We start from the raw sequence: 16560 nt of genomic DNA on the forward strand, positions 1-16560 counted from the left end.
TTATTCTTTTTCTGTGTTTTTCAGCTCCGCGCTGTAATCTCGATCCGGGTCATACTGCCTGCAAAGGGTAAGCAGAAGCAGCCAGATGGTTTCTCCGGCTTCGCTGGGGTACAGCCGCAGATCCACGCAGGACGCTCCATATCCATCTGTAAAAGGCGTTCCGTAGGCCATACATTTGGAGAACAGCCGTTGTGCCATCTGGCGGTATTCCTCATACGGATTGTTTTGGGCGTGTTCACGCAGAAGCGTAAGCAGAAGATTAAACCATGTGGTGTGTGTTTCCAGTTTTACGGGCGGCAGATTTGCCATTTTTCTCACCTACCTTTCCAATGACGCAGCTTTGCGCTGTCGGGATTTGACTGGTTGACCCTGCTCATCGTAGTTTTTGGGGTCTGCGGCAGGGGTCTGCCATCCGAACATGGAGCCGGCCAGCATGGCGGCCTCCTGCGCTTTGGTGACACCGTTTTTCACATTGCAGTCATCCGCGAACTCCCGATTCTGTCTGGCGTCGGGGGTTGAAAAATCATAGCAGGGGCTGTATCCATTTTCACCCCTGGTTAGGAGAATCAGTTCCCCGGATGAAGGAAGTACGCTGAAGCATTGTGCAGGCAGAGAGGAGCGTAGGGGAATGACGGTGCTGCCGTTTCGTTCCATCATCTCAGCGAATTGATAGACATGACAGAGGTTATCCCATCCACCGCCAATCTCCATATGGCACTCGTCAATATACCGGCAGCTTCGGTCAACATGACTGCCATCGGAACGCTGAATACGGATGTGGTCGCCGTCTGGAATACGGAACAGCTCCCTGCCGCTGGAAGCCATAAATCGAATGCCTTCTTGGGCCTTCTCTATGTGGTGTTCTAAAAACCGGGCAACGTAGGCGTAGAGGTAAAAGTTATAATCTCCATAGTTGAGATTACACCGCAGCATATAGGTGTGCTGGGACGTTTGCACCTTAAAACCATACTCGGTGCAGTAGTTCCCCTCAAATTCAGCCTCTGGATGTTGACAGCAGAACCTGTTCATGCTGGCCCGGCTACAAAGCAGCCCATCCTTTTCCCGCAAGGCGTTGACCACTTCGTCAAACTCCGCCTTGAACTCACCGTCCTTATATTCCTTTCGGCGGTCGAACCAGGAAGTATAAAACTCTTGCCCAGCGCCAAAATCCCCGCGCAGATAGCCGATACAGCCCGTTTGACCCTCGATCTGACTGCTCTGGCTGTATGCGTACAGCCGTTCCTCCGGGGTCATGCTGGTAATTTGAAACTTCATCATCGTTCACGCTCCTTGTGTTTTGCAGTTTTTGAGTGGGGAGTCCGCGCCTTTTCCGCCCTCATCTTTTCCCGTGCCTGCCAGTATTCCGGGTGGAAGGTTTGCAGGCTGTCGTTAATCACAGCCTCGTATTCCCCAGGGGCAAAATACTCGTTGACAGGCGCTTGATACAGCCCTCTGTCCATCAGCTCCCGCAAAGCCACCGGCGCGGCGCAGTCCTCCTCAAAGCAAAGGTAGCCGCGCTCCATAAAGCCGCAGGTCTTGGCCTCCTTGCAAAGCACCTTGTCCGCAAGCTCCCGGCTGACCATAACCCCGCCATGGCCTGCGGTGCTGACGGAATAAGCGCCGGGGCAAAGGGTGTGGCAGGTCTGGATTTCTCCCCAGGGGGAATCGGCGGGTTCCAGCTCCATCTTGTTGGGATCAATGCCGCGCTGCTCCAGATATTGAACCTCCTCATGCGCCCGCGCTACCAAATCCTTTTGCGCGTCAAACAGGCTGCTGAAATAGTGGCCCCAGTAGTAATCCGTCCGGTCTTTGCATTTCCAGGTAACGAATTGCTGAGGCGCTGTCAAATGGACGCCCAATACAAACTCGCTTTCGCCCACATGGCAGGAATCCGTTATGACATATCCTGCATTTTCTCTGTAATCCATCATCGTTCACGCTCCTTATTGGTTTTCTTTTGAGCCTGTTCCTGCTGGATGGCAGTAAGCCCATGCCTGGCCCAGCCGGGAAGGTTTTCCGGCTCCATCGTTCCCATCACATCCATGCGCTCATACCGGCTCTCTTTGCCGGTATAGAGATCAATGCAAAAACAGGCGGTGCCCCGGCTGTGGGGAGAAGCGCCAAAGCCGCCCGTGCAGAGCTTGAGTTGATGGGTTGCCCTGCGGTATTCCCGGCGCAGCACATCCGGCTTTACCACCACGATTTTTCCATGCAGATCATCCTCACCGGAAAGAGGGGTGCAGCTCTCCGCTGTGATAAGGCGGTCGTTTATGCCCTGTATGCGGGGCTTGTTCAGTTCTATGCGGGTTTTCTGCGCTTGCTCGGCAACCCGCCGGCCGAACAGCTCTGCAATCTCTGGGAAATCATCACTTGCCATCACTTCGCTGTATTCTGCAAACAAAGCATTTTGACGGCAAAAGGCGCACATATACTTCATGCCGGTTTCATCCCGTGGATTTTCCCCCAGAACAATCTCCCGGTCGCCTATATGCAGCCCTTGGATGATCTCATAATCACCGGCCATGCGTTTTTCCTGTAAATCATCGTTCATCTCTTTGCCTCCGTTTCGCTCAAAATAAACGCCTTGATTTCCTTTACACTGGCGAAATCCCGTTCATCCCCTGTGAGGTAGCGCACCGCCTCCTGCCATTGAGAGAACGGATAGGCATTTTCCTCCATCCGGCGTAGGTCGGACAGCGCCATCCGGCGCAGGAACGGTGCAAGATTGAGGTCGGAAATGTAGCAGCCGCGCCGGGCCGCCAGGACGTCCAATATATGCAGCTCGCTCATGGGCGCACCTCCATCCCTCCCGCCTCTTTCAGAAGCTCCTCCACCAGCCTGCCGCTGCGGATTTTGTTGCGGTCGGCCAGCACCTTGTTCTGGACGCACAGCACCGCCCGGATGTTGGGGACGGTAATGCCGGGGATCTCCACCATCTCCTCCGGGGTGACGGTGAGAAGCTGCACCGGGGAATAGCCCGCCTGGGCGAAAATGCGGAACAGCCGCTGTTCAAATGGTTCTTTCATCTGCCATCAAGCTCCTTTCCAGTTCTTTTTTGGGTATGTAAGAGGGGCGGCCCCGTATGGCCGCCCCTGTGGCTTCTGCTATTTCTTCCGGCTTCTGATTTTAAGGAAGATCAGCCCGCCGATGATGAAAAGAACAAGCCCGATGGCAATGATTGCTTTTAATTCCATGATGATTTCCTCCTGACACAAATTCAAACCGCCTTATTCAGCGGATTTGTTACCCTTTTTTCTCTTGTTCACATATCCCAGAATACCCAGCGTGGCAGCGCCCGCAGCGGACACGCCCATGAGGGCCATCCAAAGCCACGGCTTGCTGTCATCGCCGGTTTTCGGTGTGTCGCGCAGTTCATTGTGCATTTGCGCCACAGTGGTCTTATCCGCCAGGATTGTCACCGTCTTATCCGCAGGCAGCACATAGCTGGCGCTGGCCCCGTCCGACACCTCGGACACGGTGTAATCGCCTACGCGCAGGCCCTCGATGTGGATTTCACCGTTTTTATCGGTTTTGAAGGTCTGGTCGTAACCGTTCGCGCCCGTCACGCGGAAGGAGAAGCCCTCCACCTTGCCGTCGCTGGATGTCTTTTCAATCCGCAGGGAGCCGGTCTGGGCCGCGTTGACAAAGCCTTTTCCGGCCTCGTTCTCTACCTCGTAGATTTTGCCGTGTTCGGCGATCTCCACATAGTAGGCGTTTTCATCCAGCAGGAAGCCCTCCGGCGCTTTGGTTTCCTTTACGAACACGCCGCCGTAGAGGATATGGGCCATCTCATAAATGCCGGTGCTGGTTTCCTCCATCTTGCCCAGCAGTTCGTCGCCCTCGTCCAGCTCCTTATTTCCATTGGTATCGCGGTACACCTCGAACTCGGCCCCGGTGAGCTTGTTGTCCGGGTAGTCCTTATCCACTTTCGTGAGCCGCAGGTTGCCGTAAATGCGCTCGTTGGCAAGGGAGATTTCCACTACCTGCCCATCTTCCTCCACAGTGACGGGGATGACCTCATCAGAGAGAATGAAGCCTGCCGGGCTTTCCAGCTCTTTTAATACCCAATCCCCAAAAGGCACATCCGCGAAAGAGAAGCTGCCGTCCTCCGCAGAGGTGGCGGTGGCAAGGGCGTTTTCTGCGGTAAACTCGGTTTCATCGCTCTGAAAGAGGCCGATCACAGCCCTGGAAAGGCCCGTGCCATTCTCATCGGTTTTGAGGCCCCGGATTTCACCGCGGATCAGCTCATTGGAAACAGCCTCGCCATTGTTGGCGGCAATCTCCACCACGGCCAGGGAAGGCCCGCCGTATTCAAAGCTGAACGGGAAGGTTTCACCATTCAGCAGGTAATGGCTGTCGGTGGACAGCTCCTTCAGATAGAAGCTGCCAAAAGGCAGGTCGGTCTTGCACATGGCCTGGCCGTTCTCATCCACAGAAACGATTTCCAGAAGCCCGTCTGCCGGGATGATGGAGCCGTCCGCTGCGGTGATGTCCTCCTGGGCATAGAGGCCAAAGGTAACAGCGGTGATTTCGCCATTCATGCCAATACCAAAGGTTTCATCCTGCTCCAGTACCTTGTCAAGCGTCACAAGGGCTTTCTGGCGCTGGTTGTAGAAGCTGGCAGAAGTTTCGGTGATTTCGACTTCCTGGCCTGCATACACAAGCTCCACCTCGGTGATATTCTCGCCGGTGTCCGCCATGCCGTGGGGGAACTCGATTTCTTTCACCTGGAATTTGCCCAGGTAGAGAGGCTGGCTCTGGGCCGTCCCGTCCTCCCCGGTGGTGATGGTGTCCACCACTTCGCCCGCAGAATAGCGCAGGGTGCCGTCCGGCGTGTAGACGTCCTCCAAAGCTGTGATCTCAAACACCGCGCCCGGCAGGCCGGTCACTTCGTACACCGGCTGATAAACGCCCTCGTTTTCCTGCACGGATGAGAATACTTCGCCGGTTTTGCTGACCTTGATAACGCCTTTCTGGGCCATGTTGGACTTGGTGACTTCGATGACTGTCACGCCGCCCTCCTCGGTAGAATTGTCCTCGGTCACATCAAAATACACAGGGGTGCTGTCCAGCACATAGCCATAGGGGGCCTGCACCTCCACCAGCGAATAGCCGGAGCCATACTCCAGCTTTTCCGGGGTGACAAGATAGCCCTCGGCATTGGTGTAAAAGGTATCAATCGTGGTGGGCGTCGGATAGGTGAAGGTCATTTCCACCTTGCTGCCATCCGGGCGGTAAATCTGGAAGCCTGCGCCCGCATAGGGGATGGTGACGCCGGTTTCCGCGTCCACCTTGACTACTTTTATATAGCTTTCAAAGGCTGCATTGTTGATGAGATAGCGGTAGGTCTGCCCGTCCTGGGAGATATACACCTCAAAATCATCCATCAGCTCCCGGCCCTCCCAGCCTTTGGTCTGATGGACGATATACGTTCCATAGGGCAGCTTTTTCGACTGCGCAAAGCCATTCTCATCACAAACAAGAACATCGCGCTCGGAGTCCTTTGCCGCGTCATAGCTGCCCGCAGCTTTCAGATAGATTTGGAACTCTGCGCCTTCCTCCGGGGTTTCAATTCCTGTTTCGCCATCGTCCGTGTGTTTGATGATGGCAATATCCCCCTTGATGATCTGCTCTGTCACATCATTGGCGGTATCATTCAGCTCAATGGTGTATAGCTCCGGCTCCGCGCCCACATGGTGGATGGTGGAATCCACAAGGTAGCCCTCGCTGGGATTGATTTCACGGATCGTCCAGTCGGAGTCGCAGACATAATAGCCGGTGGTGAACTGACCATTCTCGTCGGTCGTAAAGCTGTCGATGAGGGTATCGCCCTTATACAGCCCGTAGGTCGCTCCGGCAAGGGAGCCGTCGCCCTGGGGCGTTCCTGTTTCCACATCGCTCTTGGTGACGGTGACACGGAACTTTTTGAGGATATTGTTCACGGTTTTATCCGTGACCTCATTCCATTCGATGGTAGCTGTCTGGGCCTCCGGCACCACATAGCGGATGGGGGTATCCACCTCCTCCAGCACATAGCCCGTGCCGATCAGCACGTTTTCAAACCTTGCCACTCCTGTGGAATCCGTCACCGCGTACTCATCCACCGGCAGGCCGGAGAGGGATGTGCCGGACAAGTGGAAGGTCATGCCCTCCGCCAAACCGTCCTCGCTGGTTTTGGTAACTTCCAAACTGCCACGCTTGAGAACATTGTTAAAGGTCACGGTAGCCGTCTGGCCGCTGACGATGGTGACGCGCTGGGTGGCCTGGGGTTCATATTTGTCAATGGACTGCTCGGTTACGGTGTAAACGCCGGGATTGAGGTCGGTAATGTCGATTTCACCTGCGGCATTGGTGGTTTTGGTGGCGTTATATCCCTCGCCGGTGATGGTAAAGGAAATCCCCTCCACCTTGCCGTCCTCGGAAGTTTTGATTAACTTCATATTGCCGGTTTTCACTTCCAGATTAAGGTAGCCTACCATCTGGTCGGAAACCGTCGTGCCGTAGGTGGCAAAGTCCTGGGTGCCGCCCCCGGTCACGCCGTCCGTCCAAACCACCACGCCGCTGCGCTGGGCGCTGATCTTTTCCGCTTTCACGGTTACAGAGCCTTTGAGGGCCTGGCTGGATGTGATGGTGAGCTGGCTGCCGTCTACGGAGAAATTCAGCCCTGCGGTGCTGCTGCTAAAGGTATAGTCCCCCAGTACACCGTTGGTATCTGTAAGTGTGGCAGAATACTTTTCTCCATCCCATTTCAGCTCATAGGCTCCCGCGTCGGCGGTGCTGCTGAAAAAGCTGGGCAGCATGGTATGGCGCTTCACCGCGCTTTCAATCGCGGAATACTGGCTGAAAATCTGGCTGCGCAGGGGATGTTCCGCGCTGATATATTCCGTTACATTGTTTTTCCCCTGGGCGTTGGCGTCCACATGGTTGAACTGGCTGTCACGCTCGCCCACGATGGTTTCCCAGACTAAAAGCTGGGTGGCGATATATCCGGCCATCTGGTTCGCATGATCGGGGTTGCTGCTCATCCATGAGGTGCTGGCGTTGCCCTGCCACCCATAGGTCATAATGCGCCCGATATACTCTTTGATGGTGTTGGGTGGAATCGTCGGATTGAGGCTTGAGGGGTAGTTATCCCAGAAATCCTCGCCGCGCCCCGTATATTGGTCGCCGGAATGGACGCCGATTCCAGGCTCGATACAGTAGATAGCGCGCCCGTTGTATGCGTCCTGGGTGTGGACGGAAAAGTGGGTGCCTGCGCTGGTTGACCATCCGCCCAGAAAGTTGAGGGCCGGATGGCCCCAGCCTGCTTTATTGGGGTCGTTTGCACGGGGAATATCCACCATATACGTCGTCATGGTTTCTCCTGCGGCAAACGCCGTAACACCTGTCCCCGCAAACATACCCAGGCACATGAACAGCGCCATGAGCAGGGAGAGAGGCTTTTTCAGTGTTTTCATCTTGTTACCTCCTTGAAATGGCCGCAAAAAAAGCACATCGCTTTGGATGTGCTGCTTACGGCTGGATTCGTTTACGTTCTAAAAAAGAGAGGCGCGCCCGAATCGCTGCCTCTTATCCGCCCTTCCACACAACCCCACACGTCTGTTGAAAAGAAGCCTGCCAGGGCTTTCTATCATCTAAGGCTCTGGATATATCTTCTTTTTTAGGCTGTTTAGGTTGTCTGGAAGGGGTGAGGTGTGGAGAGGGGAAACCTGCAAAGCCAGGCGTTTTCCTGCAAATGGGCGCACTTCTCCCTTGTGAGTAAGGTTATCGCTCTAAACTGCGTTGGCGTTTTCGATACAGCTCCAGCGCCTTGATGATGGTATCCTCAATCTTCTGCGCGGGCGTCCCCGGCGCAAAATATTTGTTGATCCGCTCCTTTGGGATTTTGAATTGTTCTTTCTGATTGGGCTTTTCCTCCTTCATAATGGAAACAAGCGCGTCCTTGGCTAATCGTTCCCCGCCTGTCTTGGCTTCGGACATCTGACGCATTTTGATGGCCTGGGCGTGGGACGGGGTACAGTCCAGTTCGTCCATGATTGCAAACAAGTCGGCCTGTTCCTCTTTTCGCAGGTAGGACAGCTCCACCGCAGGCCGCAGGGCGATTTGCAGCGTTTCCGGGTCTTTCAACACCGAATTGTCCACCAATTCCAGAATTTCCGGGATGAGATTGGTGAGGCGGATAAAACGAAACACTTGATCTCTACTTTCACCACTTTGTCGTCCGAGTTGCGCCGCTGTATCTAACTTTGTCGCCACTGGCGATAAAGTTAAATCCGTCCTCTGTCCCTGCCTTTTCATCGCGTCCAGCTTCATTTTGTAGGCGAACGCCTTTTCTGAGGGCAGGATTTGTTCCCTTTGCAGGTTGGAATCCACCATAATGATCGTGGCTTCATCGTCGGTGAGCTGCCGCACGATACAGGGGATTTCTGTGAGGTTTGCCAGCTCCGCCGCCTTTTTCCTGCGGTGTCCGGCCACCATCTCATAACCGCCGTCCGGTTTGGGCCGCACTAAAGCTGGCACCAAAACGCCGTACTGCTTCACGCTCTCCGTCATTTCCTGCATGGCAGCGTCCATCCGCACCTTAAATGGATGATTAGGAAAATCGCTGATTTCCGAGGGATTGAGGTTGATGACTTTTTCCAGGCGCGCCTCCGCCCGGCTTTCTTCGGTGCTGAACAGGTCATCGGCTGAGGGAAGATTGAAGTTTAGCGCGTTGTTTTTCGCCATCTGCCAGCACCTCCTTTGAAAACTCTGCGTAAGCCTGGGCCACCTTGCTGCCTTTGTCATAGGCGTAAATACTCTTGCCTGCGGCGCTGATTTCTGCGGCTTTGATTGCCACGGGGATTTCGGAACGATAGATTTTCAGAACGCTCCCGTAGCTCTGCCGCAGGGTATCCGCCGTCTGGCGGGCCAGATTGGTGCGTCCGTCCACCAGGGTGAGCAGCACTCCGTCCACCTTTAAGGCCGGGTTGATCTGACGCTTCACCTTGCCTATGGTTTTGATAAGCTGGGTCATGCCCTTTGCGGGGAGATAGTGGGCCTGGACGGGGATAATCACGCTGTCCGCTGCTGCCAGAGCGTTAATGGTAATCATACCCAGGGACGGCATACAGTCGATCAACACCACATCGTAGTTTTTCTTTGCCTCATTGACATAGGTGCGCAAAGTGACCTCCCGGCTCATGGCGTTTACCAGACTGACTTCCAGCTCCGACAATTCGATGTTGGCAGGCATAAGGTCTACGCCCTCGCTGTGGTGCAAAATGCCCTCATCCGTGGTGAATGGCTCATCACGGATGATTTTTCCCATGACGGTGGCAAGGGTGGTCTGCAAGCTGTCCTGATCTTGCCAGCCCAGGCAGGTGGTGAGGTCGCCCTGTGGGTCTGCGTCGATGAGCAGCACCTTTTTCCCCAGACGTGCAAGTCCAATGCCCAGGTTGACCGTCGTGGTCGTTTTGCCTGTGCCGCCTTTCTGATTGGCTAATGCGATCACACGGCCATTCTTCGGGCGGCTTCTTTGTTCCGGCATTTTCATGTCCTCCTTTTCCATAGATTTAGCCGCCCGTTGGCAAGACGGACGGCTATGTACGCGGGAAATCTGAAAGACGGGCATGAAAAAAGGCCGTCTTATCTAACAGCAGATAAAACGGCCCTTTTCGGACGGGGATATGTAGTTTTTATACTTTCTTCACCGGGGCGCACATTACCTTGAGCAAAAGTTCGTCGATACAGCCGGTGTCCCGGTTTTCTTTCAGCATGGCGTTGCGCAGGTTGTTAAGGCTCTGGATCACAATGCGGTTCTCTGTGGGGGTAAGATATATTTTAAGTTTCCGCTTTTTCATTTGACACGCCTCCTTTGTGCCTCCATTGTATAGAAAGGGGAGCATTTTTACAAATGTGCGAATACTTTGCAACTTGAATCATAGAAAAAATCTTATGTAAAAGACAGAATAAACTGTATTCGGTTTAGTCAAACCTTGACAAACCCGGCCAAACCTTCCAAAAGAAAATCCAGGAATAACAGACCGTAAAAGCTGGCTGTCACAGGGGAGAAAATCCCTCTCAAAAACGGCCCGATTTCGGCTCCCAGTTGCCCCATTTTTTAATCATAACGGGGTCAAAAATGCCTGTTGCCCCATTTTTAATCAAGAAAAATGAGGTCAAAACCGTTCAAATCCGAACAAAATTAGAGAAACAAAATCAGCGTTTCGAGAATAGAAAAAGCCCGGAAAACCGCATGGTTCCGGGCTTTTTGAACATTTTTGAATTGGTTTGTCGGGCCTGTTATCTCTTAGAGAACTGAGGCGCGCGACGAGCTGCCTTGAGACCGTACTTCTTTCTCTCCTTCATTCTCGGGTCGCGGGTCAGGAAGCCCGCCTTCTTCAGGGTAGAACGGAGGTTCTCCGAATCATATTGGAGAAGGGCTCTTGCCACGCCGTGACGGATAGCGCCGGCCTGGCCGGTCACACCGCCGCCGGACACGCGGCAGACAATATCAAACTTCTCGTCCGTGCCTGTCAGGGTCAGAGGCTGACGGACGATATACTTCAGGGTATCCAGGCCGAAATAATCGTCAATATCACGGTCGTTGATGGTGACCTTGCCGGTGCCCTGGTAGATTCTGACTCTGGCGACAGAACTCTTTCTTCTGCCCGTTCCGTAGAAATAGGGTGCAGTCTCGTACATAGTTTACGTCCTCCTCTTACATATTCCACTCAGCGGGTTTCTGGGCGGCGTGCATGTGCTCGCTTCCGGCATAGGCCCGAAGTCTGCCCATGGCGTCGCGGCCGATAGAGTTCGAGGGGATCATGCCCTTAACGGCAAGCTCCATGGCGAGCTCCGGCTTCGTCTTCATCAGGGTGTCATAGCGCACGGCCTTCAGGTGGCCGATGTAGCCGGTATGACGGTAATAGTACTTTTTCTGCTCCTTGCCGCCGGTGAGGACGGCATCCTTGCAGTTGATGATGATGACATGGTCACCGCAGTCAACATGGGGAGCAAAGGTGGGCTTATGCTTGCCGCGAAGCAGTACCGCGGCCTGCGCCGCCACACGGCCCAAGGGCTTGCCGGCAGCGTCGATTACATACCATTTGCGGTCAACCTGACCGGCCTTCGGCATCGTAGTGGACATAGCTTTTTACCTCCAACATCTTTCCTTCATTTATTGCCATTTTATAACCAACAAAAAGTATAAATGCGCGCAAAGCGCCTGCGCCCCTTTTTGAGCGCTACATGATAATAGCACAGGTTTTCCGCGGTGTCAACAACTTTTTGCCTGTTTTTTAATTCGCTTTTCGATTGCTCCTGATTTCTCTGATTTTCCTGCTATTATCTCTTGTTTTCTCACTCATCATTTTTACTTTTTGCTGCAGACGGGACGGCTTTACAGCGGACAAAAAAGGAGAAGCACCAGAAAAAGCAAGGAGCGAGAGGGGAGACAGCCTTCACTCTTCCAGCAGGCGCAGCAGCAGTGCGTTGGAAACCAGGAACCCCTCCGGCGTAAACGCAATCCGCTTCCCATCCAGCTTTACAAGGCCTGCAGGGCACAGCGCCGCCCGCTCCTCCATCTTTTCAAATGCGGCCCGGCCCGCAGCGCCGAACCGTTTCTCACAGTCGCTTTTTCGAAGGCCTTCTGTCAGCCGCAGGTTCAGCATGGCAAATTCCTCCAATCCGCCCCCTTCTCCATCCGGCAGGGGCTGCTCCCCTTTCAAAAAAGCTGCCAGGGACCGGGGATAATAAAAACGCTTTCCCCGGTAAAAGGAATGGGCTCCCGGCCCAAAACCCAGATATTCTTCCCCGTGCCAATAAACCAAATTATGACGGCTCTCTCTTCCGGGCTTTGCAAAATTGCTGATTTCATACTGCAGATACCCGTGTTTTTCCAATTCCTCCACGCAGAACAAATACTGATCAGCCGCCTCGTCCTCCTCCAGCGCCTGAATCCCTCCGGCAGCAAAAGGGGTCCCTTCCTCCACCTTCAGGAGATAAGAGGAAATATGCTCTACGTCCAGGGCTGCGGCAAACTCGATGGAGCGCCTCAGCTTATCCTCCGAGCCGCCGGGCAGGCCCAGCATCAGGTCCAGGGAAATATTGCGGAACCCTGCCGCCCGGGCCGCTTCTACGGCCTCTGCCGCATCCTGTGGGGTATGCCTCCTGCCCAGCAGCCTGAGCTCCTCTTCGTTGGCTGACTGCAGGCCCATGGACAGCCGGTTGAAGCCGGCCTTCGCCAAGGCTTCAAAAAAGGCCCTGTCCACATGGGTAGGGTTTGCTTCCGCCGTAATTTCCGCACCGGGCTGAACAGAAAAGGCTCGCGACGCCTGGTTTAGCAGGGCCGCAAGCCTATCAGCTCCCAACAGGTTTGGAGTTCCGCCGCCGAAGTAAACCGTTCCCACCGGTTCCCCGGTTCCTGAGTCCGAAAGCAGTTCTTCCATTCTTCGCAGGTAGCGGTCCATCTGCTCTTCTTCAGCCCGCAGGGAATAGAAATCGCAATAAGGACATTTCCCGTCGCAGAACGGAACATGAAAATAGAGTCCCATCATAAGCATTCCTCCCATACCTTTCTGAAGAAAGGTACACAGAATACTTCCCTGAGGAAAGCATTCCAGACTTTTTTTCCGCGGGGCAGCCTGGTGTTTCCGGCCGCCCGCTCCCTGAAACCCGCACCTGCTTCCGGCCCATATTAACCGGAAGCCTCTTTCGGAACGCGTGATCTGGGCCAGCCTCCTTCGCCCAACGCAGCGGCGGCACGCCGCAAGCCTCGTGATTTGGGTGCAGCGTCACGCTGCCGGAAGCCTCTTTCGGAACGCGTGATCCGGGCCAGCCTTTTTCACCCAACGCAGCGGCGGCACGCCGCAAGCCTCGTGACTTGGGTGCAGCGTCACGCTGCCGGAAGCCTCTTTCGGAACGCGTGATCCGGGCCAGCCTTTTTCGCCCAACGCGGCGGCGGCACGCCACAAGCCTCGTGACTTGGGTGCAGCGTCACGCTGCTCACGCTGCCCGCACTGGTTATTCGTCCAGCTTCAGCACGGACATAAACGCCTCCTGGGGAACTTCAACGGTGCCCAGCTGGCGCATCCTCTTTTTGCCTTCCTTCTGCTTTTCCAGCAGCTTTTTCTTCCGGGTGATGTCGCCGCCATAACATTTGGCCAGCACATCCTTGCGCATGGCCTTTACGGTCTCCCGGGCGATGATTTTTCCGCCGACGCAGGCCTGGATGGGAACCTCAAACAGCTGGCGCGGAATTTTCTCCTTCAGCTTCTCCGTCATTTTCCTGGCGCGGGGGTAGGCCTTTTCCGCATGGAGAATAAAGGAAAGCGCGTCCACCACCTCTCCGTTGAGCATGATGTCCAGCTTCACCAACTCGCTCTTCCGGTATCCCATCAGCTCATAGTCGAAGGAGGCATAGCCGCGGGTGCGGGATTTCAACGCGTCAAAGAAATCATAGATGATCTCGTTGAGGGGCAGTTCATAGTGTATATCCACCCGGTCCGTGTCGATATATTTCATATCCTTAAACACGCCGCGGCGCTCCTGGCACAGCTCCATAATATTTCCCACATATTCGGTAGGGGAATAGATATGGGCATTGGTGATGGGCTCCTCCGCCGAAGCGATGGTGGCGGGGTCCGGATAATTGGTGGGGTTGTCGATACTGATTTCCTCGCCATTGGTCTTTTTTATCTTGTACACCACGCTTGGAGCTGTGGTGATCAGATCCAGGTTATACTCCCGTTCCAGCCTTTCCTGGATGATCTCCATGTGCAGCAGGCCCAGAAAGCCGCAGCGGAAGCCAAAGCCCAGAGCCACAGAGGTTTCCGGCTCGAAGGTGAGGGAGGCGTCGTTGAGCTGCAGTTTTTCCAGGGCGTCCCTCAGGTCCGTATAGTGGGCGCCGTCCGCCGGATAGATGCCGCAGAACACCATAGGCTGCACCGCCCGGTATCCAGCCAGCGGCTCAGCTGCGGGACGGTCCGCCAGGGTAACGGTGTCGCCCACTCTGGCGTGGCGCACATCCTTGATAGAGGCGGCGATATAGCCTACCTCTCCGGCATACAGCGCCTCAGCGGGCTCCAATGAGGTGGCCCGGAGGAATCCGCACTCCACCACGGAAAACTCCCCGCCTGTGGCCATCATACGGATGGTATCGCCAGGCTTCACCGTACCGTCCTTGACGCGCACATAGACGATGACGCCGCGGTAGGCGTCGTAGTAGGAGTCAAAGACCAGCGCCCTCAGGGGATCCGTTTCATCCCCTCCGGGAGCCGGAATATCGGTGACAATGTGTTCCATAACTTCCCCGATGTTTTCCCCTGTCTTGGCGGAAATGCGCGGCGCATCCATGGCAGGAATGCCGATGACGTCCTCGATCTCATGGCAGACCCGTTCAGGGTCTGCGCTGGGCAGGTCGATTTTATTGACAACGGGTACAATCTCCAGGCCCGCGTCCACCGCGAGATAGGTGTTGGCCAGGGTCTGCGCTTCAATGCCCTGGGAGGCATCCACCACAAGGACCGCGCCCTCGCAGGCGGCCAGGGAACGGGAAACCTCATAATTGAAATCCACATGGCCGGGGGTATCGATGAGGTTGAATACATAATCCTCTCCGTCACTGGCGGTATAGACCAGAGTGACGGCATGGGCCTTGATGGTGATGCCTCTTTCCCGCTCCAAATCCATGTTGTCCAGGAGCTGGTTCTCCATCTCCCGCAGGGGTACGGCTTTGGTCTGCTCCAAAATGCGGTCCGCCAGAGTGCTCTTGCCGTGATCGATGTGGGCTACAATGCTGAAATTCCGAATTTTGCTTCTGTCCATCTCTATTAACTCCGTTTGCAACCCGGTACAGCCGGGGAATATTTTTCCCAAAACCCGGAAGCATCCAAGTACTTTTCCAGGCAGCAGGACAAATGCAGGCTGACGCCCGCGCTGTTTCCACTTATTATACACAAAACCACGGAAAAAGAAAAGTGTCCTTCTGCGGGGATTTTTCCGCAAACCAGCGGGAAAACGTTGCATTCTCCCTCGCAAGATGCTAGAATTGTGAATACGAATTGAGAAAGAAATCAGAAAGGCGGTTCAGCTGTTATGAAGGCAACCGAAAAGACCATGGAGACCATCGTCAACCTCTGCAAGAGCCGGGGGTTTGTGTATCCCGGAAGCGAGATTTACGGAGGCCTGTCCAATTCCTGGGACTTCGGCCCTCTGGGCGTGGAGTTCAAGAACAACGTAAAAAAGGCCTGGTGGAAGAAATTCATCCAGGAAAGCCCCTATAATGTCGGTTTGGACGCCGCCATCCTGATGAACCCCGAGGTCTGGGTGGCCACGGGCCATGTGGGCGGCTTCTCCGACCCGCTGATGGACTGCAAGGACTGCAAAACCCGCCACCGCGCCGACAAACTCATTGAGGATTTTACCGGAGAGTCGGCAGACGGCTGGGAAAACGAAAAGATGCTTTCCTTTATTCAGGAAAACCACATCAAGTGCCCCAACTGCGGCGGTGAGAATTTTACGGATATCCGCCAGTTCAACCTGATGTACAAGACCTTCCAGGGTGTGACGGAAGATGCGAAAAATGAAATTTACCTGCGGCCGGAAACCGCCCAGGGCATCTTTGTAAATTTCAACAGTGTGCAGCGCACCACCCGGAAAAAGCTGCCCTTCGGCATCGGGCAGGTAGGCAAAAGCTTCCGCAACGAGATTACTCCCGGCAATTTTATCTTCCGCATCCGGGAATTTGAACAGATGGAACTGGAATTCTTCTGCAAGCCGGACACTGACCTGGAATGGTTTGCCTACTGGAAGGAATTCTGCAGAAATTGGCTGTTCAGCCTGGGTATGACTGAGGAAAACCTGCGCTTTCGCGATCATAGGCCTGAGGAGCTTTCTTTCTACTCCAAGGCCACCACGGACGTGGAGTATCTGTTCCCCTTCGGCTGGGGTGAGTTGTGGGGCATTGCGGACCGCACTGACTACGACCTGAAGCGTCATCAGGAGCACTCCGGCAAAGACCTGACCTATTTTGACCAGGAGACCGGGGAGCATTACGTTCCCTATGTGGTAGAACCCTCTCTGGGCGCGGACCGTATGGCGCTGGCTTTCCTCTGCGACGCATACGACGAGGAAGTGGTGGACGCGGAAAAGAACGACACCCGCGTAGTCCTGCGCCTCCATCCCTTCCTGGCCCCCTTTAAGGCTGCCGTTCTGCCGCTTTCCAAGAAGCTGGGCGGAAAGGCGCAGGAGGTTCACCAGCTGCTTTCCAAATATTTCATGGTGGATTATGACGAATCCGGTTCCATCGGGAAGCGTTACCGCCGTCAGGACGAGATCGGCACCCCTCTGTGCATCACCGTGGATTTTGAAACCGTAGGCGACGGGGAAAAGTCCGCCGACAACTGCGTTACCGTCCGTGACCGGGACAGCATGGAGCAGGTCCGCATTCCCATTGACCAGCTGGTCTCCTATGTGGAGAAAAAAATGGAATTTTAATGGAACTGGAAACAGGCCTCGGCAAAGCCGGGCCTGTTTTTTCCTCTTTCCCTGTTAAGGCATCCCATTGAAAAGGAGCTG

Annotated in this window: 15 protein-coding genes; 1 reads left to right on the plus strand and 14 read right to left on the minus strand. The window is 54.8% G+C overall.

Annotation, left to right across the window (positions count from 1 at the left end; genetic code table 11):
- From BN3911_RS03235 to lepA, 14 genes are all read right to left on the minus strand, one after another.
- Entirely contained in the window at positions 1-309 is a 309-nt protein-coding gene (locus tag BN3911_RS03235; protein ID WP_008817046.1) for a hypothetical protein, read from the minus strand.
- A gap of 9 nt (positions 310-318) precedes the next feature.
- Complete coding sequence (locus tag BN3911_RS03240; RefSeq protein WP_008817047.1) at positions 319-1278, minus strand: hypothetical protein; 960 nt, start codon at positions 1276-1278, stop codon at positions 319-321.
- Positions 1275-1931: a DUF7007 domain-containing protein gene (locus tag BN3911_RS03245; RefSeq protein ID WP_008817048.1), complete on the minus strand. Its 657-nt coding sequence runs from the start codon at positions 1929-1931 to the stop codon at positions 1275-1277. The genes BN3911_RS03240 and BN3911_RS03245 overlap by 4 nt, the downstream gene beginning before the upstream one ends.
- Entirely contained in the window at positions 1928-2551 is a 624-nt protein-coding gene (locus BN3911_RS03250) for a hypothetical protein (RefSeq protein ID WP_008817049.1), read from the minus strand. Before BN3911_RS03250 ends, BN3911_RS03245 begins: the two co-directional genes overlap by 4 nt.
- Positions 2548-2790 carry a hypothetical protein gene (locus BN3911_RS03255; RefSeq protein ID WP_008817050.1) on the minus strand — a complete coding sequence of 81 codons (243 nt, stop codon included), beginning with the start codon at positions 2788-2790 and terminating at the stop codon, positions 2548-2550. Before BN3911_RS03255 ends, BN3911_RS03250 begins: the two co-directional genes overlap by 4 nt.
- Positions 2787-3026 (minus strand): hypothetical protein, encoded by a 240-nt coding sequence (locus BN3911_RS03260; protein ID WP_008817051.1) that lies wholly within the window; start codon positions 3024-3026, stop codon positions 2787-2789. The genes BN3911_RS03255 and BN3911_RS03260 overlap by 4 nt, the downstream gene beginning before the upstream one ends.
- A 201-nt stretch (positions 3027-3227) precedes the next feature.
- Positions 3228-7457: a SpaA isopeptide-forming pilin-related protein gene (locus BN3911_RS03265; RefSeq protein WP_008817052.1), complete on the minus strand. Its 4230-nt coding sequence runs from the start codon at positions 7455-7457 to the stop codon at positions 3228-3230.
- A gap of 307 nt (positions 7458-7764) precedes the next feature.
- Entirely contained in the window at positions 7765-8727 is a 963-nt protein-coding gene (locus BN3911_RS03270) for a ParB/RepB/Spo0J family partition protein (protein ID WP_022299208.1), read from the minus strand.
- Positions 8681-9529 (minus strand): ParA family protein, encoded by an 849-nt coding sequence (locus BN3911_RS03275; RefSeq protein WP_008817054.1) that lies wholly within the window; start codon positions 9527-9529, stop codon positions 8681-8683. The genes BN3911_RS03270 and BN3911_RS03275 overlap by 47 nt, the downstream gene beginning before the upstream one ends.
- Positions 9530-9677: 148 nt before the next feature.
- The gene (locus BN3911_RS17350; RefSeq protein ID WP_008817055.1) at positions 9678-9842 is read right to left on the minus strand and encodes a hypothetical protein; all 165 of its coding nucleotides are present in this window, start codon (positions 9840-9842) and stop codon (positions 9678-9680) included.
- 442 nt (positions 9843-10284) lie between these two features.
- Positions 10285-10686: a 30S ribosomal protein S9 gene (rpsI, locus tag BN3911_RS03280; protein WP_066861286.1), complete on the minus strand. Its 402-nt coding sequence runs from the start codon at positions 10684-10686 to the stop codon at positions 10285-10287.
- A 16-nt stretch (positions 10687-10702) separates the two neighbouring features.
- Entirely contained in the window at positions 10703-11131 is a 429-nt protein-coding gene (gene rplM / locus BN3911_RS03285; RefSeq protein WP_066861289.1) for a 50S ribosomal protein L13, read from the minus strand.
- 313 nt (positions 11132-11444) lie between these two features.
- Complete coding sequence (hemW, locus tag BN3911_RS03290) at positions 11445-12545, minus strand: radical SAM family heme chaperone HemW (protein ID WP_066861292.1); 1101 nt, start codon at positions 12543-12545, stop codon at positions 11445-11447.
- Between the two features lie 460 nt (positions 12546-13005).
- Complete coding sequence (lepA, locus tag BN3911_RS03295; RefSeq protein ID WP_066861295.1) at positions 13006-14808, minus strand: translation elongation factor 4; 1803 nt, start codon at positions 14806-14808, stop codon at positions 13006-13008.
- 270 nt (positions 14809-15078) lie between these two features.
- Between lepA and BN3911_RS03300 the strand changes: the two genes are divergently transcribed.
- Complete coding sequence (locus tag BN3911_RS03300; protein ID WP_066861297.1) at positions 15079-16479, plus strand: glycine--tRNA ligase; 1401 nt, start codon at positions 15079-15081, stop codon at positions 16477-16479.
- Positions 16480-16560 lie beyond the last annotated feature (81 nt).

This window comes from Neglectibacter timonensis (genome assembly GCF_900048895.1).
Classification (GTDB): Bacteria; Bacillota; Clostridia; order Oscillospirales; family Acutalibacteraceae; genus Acutalibacter; species Acutalibacter timonensis.

Coding starts and splice junctions, on each gene's coding strand:
- BN3911_RS03235 (WP_008817046.1), bottom strand. CDS start 309: ATGGCAAATCTGCCGCCCGTAAAACTGGAAACACACACCACATGGTTT.
- BN3911_RS03240 (WP_008817047.1), bottom strand. CDS start 1,278: ATGATGAAGTTTCAAATTACCAGCATGACCCCGGAGGAACGGCTGTAC.
- BN3911_RS03245 (WP_008817048.1), bottom strand. CDS start 1,931: ATGATGGATTACAGAGAAAATGCAGGATATGTCATAACGGATTCCTGC.
- BN3911_RS03250 (WP_008817049.1), bottom strand. CDS start 2,551: ATGAACGATGATTTACAGGAAAAACGCATGGCCGGTGATTATGAGATC.
- BN3911_RS03255 (WP_008817050.1), bottom strand. CDS start 2,790: ATGAGCGAGCTGCATATATTGGACGTCCTGGCGGCCCGGCGCGGCTGC.
- BN3911_RS03260 (WP_008817051.1), bottom strand. CDS start 3,026: ATGAAAGAACCATTTGAACAGCGGCTGTTCCGCATTTTCGCCCAGGCG.
- BN3911_RS03265 (WP_008817052.1), bottom strand. CDS start 7,457: ATGAAAACACTGAAAAAGCCTCTCTCCCTGCTCATGGCGCTGTTCATG.
- BN3911_RS03270 (WP_022299208.1), bottom strand. CDS start 8,727: ATGGCGAAAAACAACGCGCTAAACTTCAATCTTCCCTCAGCCGATGAC.
- BN3911_RS03275 (WP_008817054.1), bottom strand. CDS start 9,529: ATGCCGGAACAAAGAAGCCGCCCGAAGAATGGCCGTGTGATCGCATTA.
- BN3911_RS17350 (WP_008817055.1), bottom strand. CDS start 9,842: ATGAAAAAGCGGAAACTTAAAATATATCTTACCCCCACAGAGAACCGC.
- rpsI (WP_066861286.1), bottom strand. CDS start 10,686: ATGTACGAGACTGCACCCTATTTCTACGGAACGGGCAGAAGAAAGAGT.
- rplM (WP_066861289.1), bottom strand. CDS start 11,131: ATGTCCACTACGATGCCGAAGGCCGGTCAGGTTGACCGCAAATGGTAT.
- hemW (WP_066861292.1), bottom strand. CDS start 12,545: ATGCTTATGATGGGACTCTATTTTCATGTTCCGTTCTGCGACGGGAAA.
- lepA (WP_066861295.1), bottom strand. CDS start 14,808: ATGGACAGAAGCAAAATTCGGAATTTCAGCATTGTAGCCCACATCGAT.
- BN3911_RS03300 (WP_066861297.1), top strand. CDS start 15,079: ATGAAGGCAACCGAAAAGACCATGGAGACCATCGTCAACCTCTGCAAG.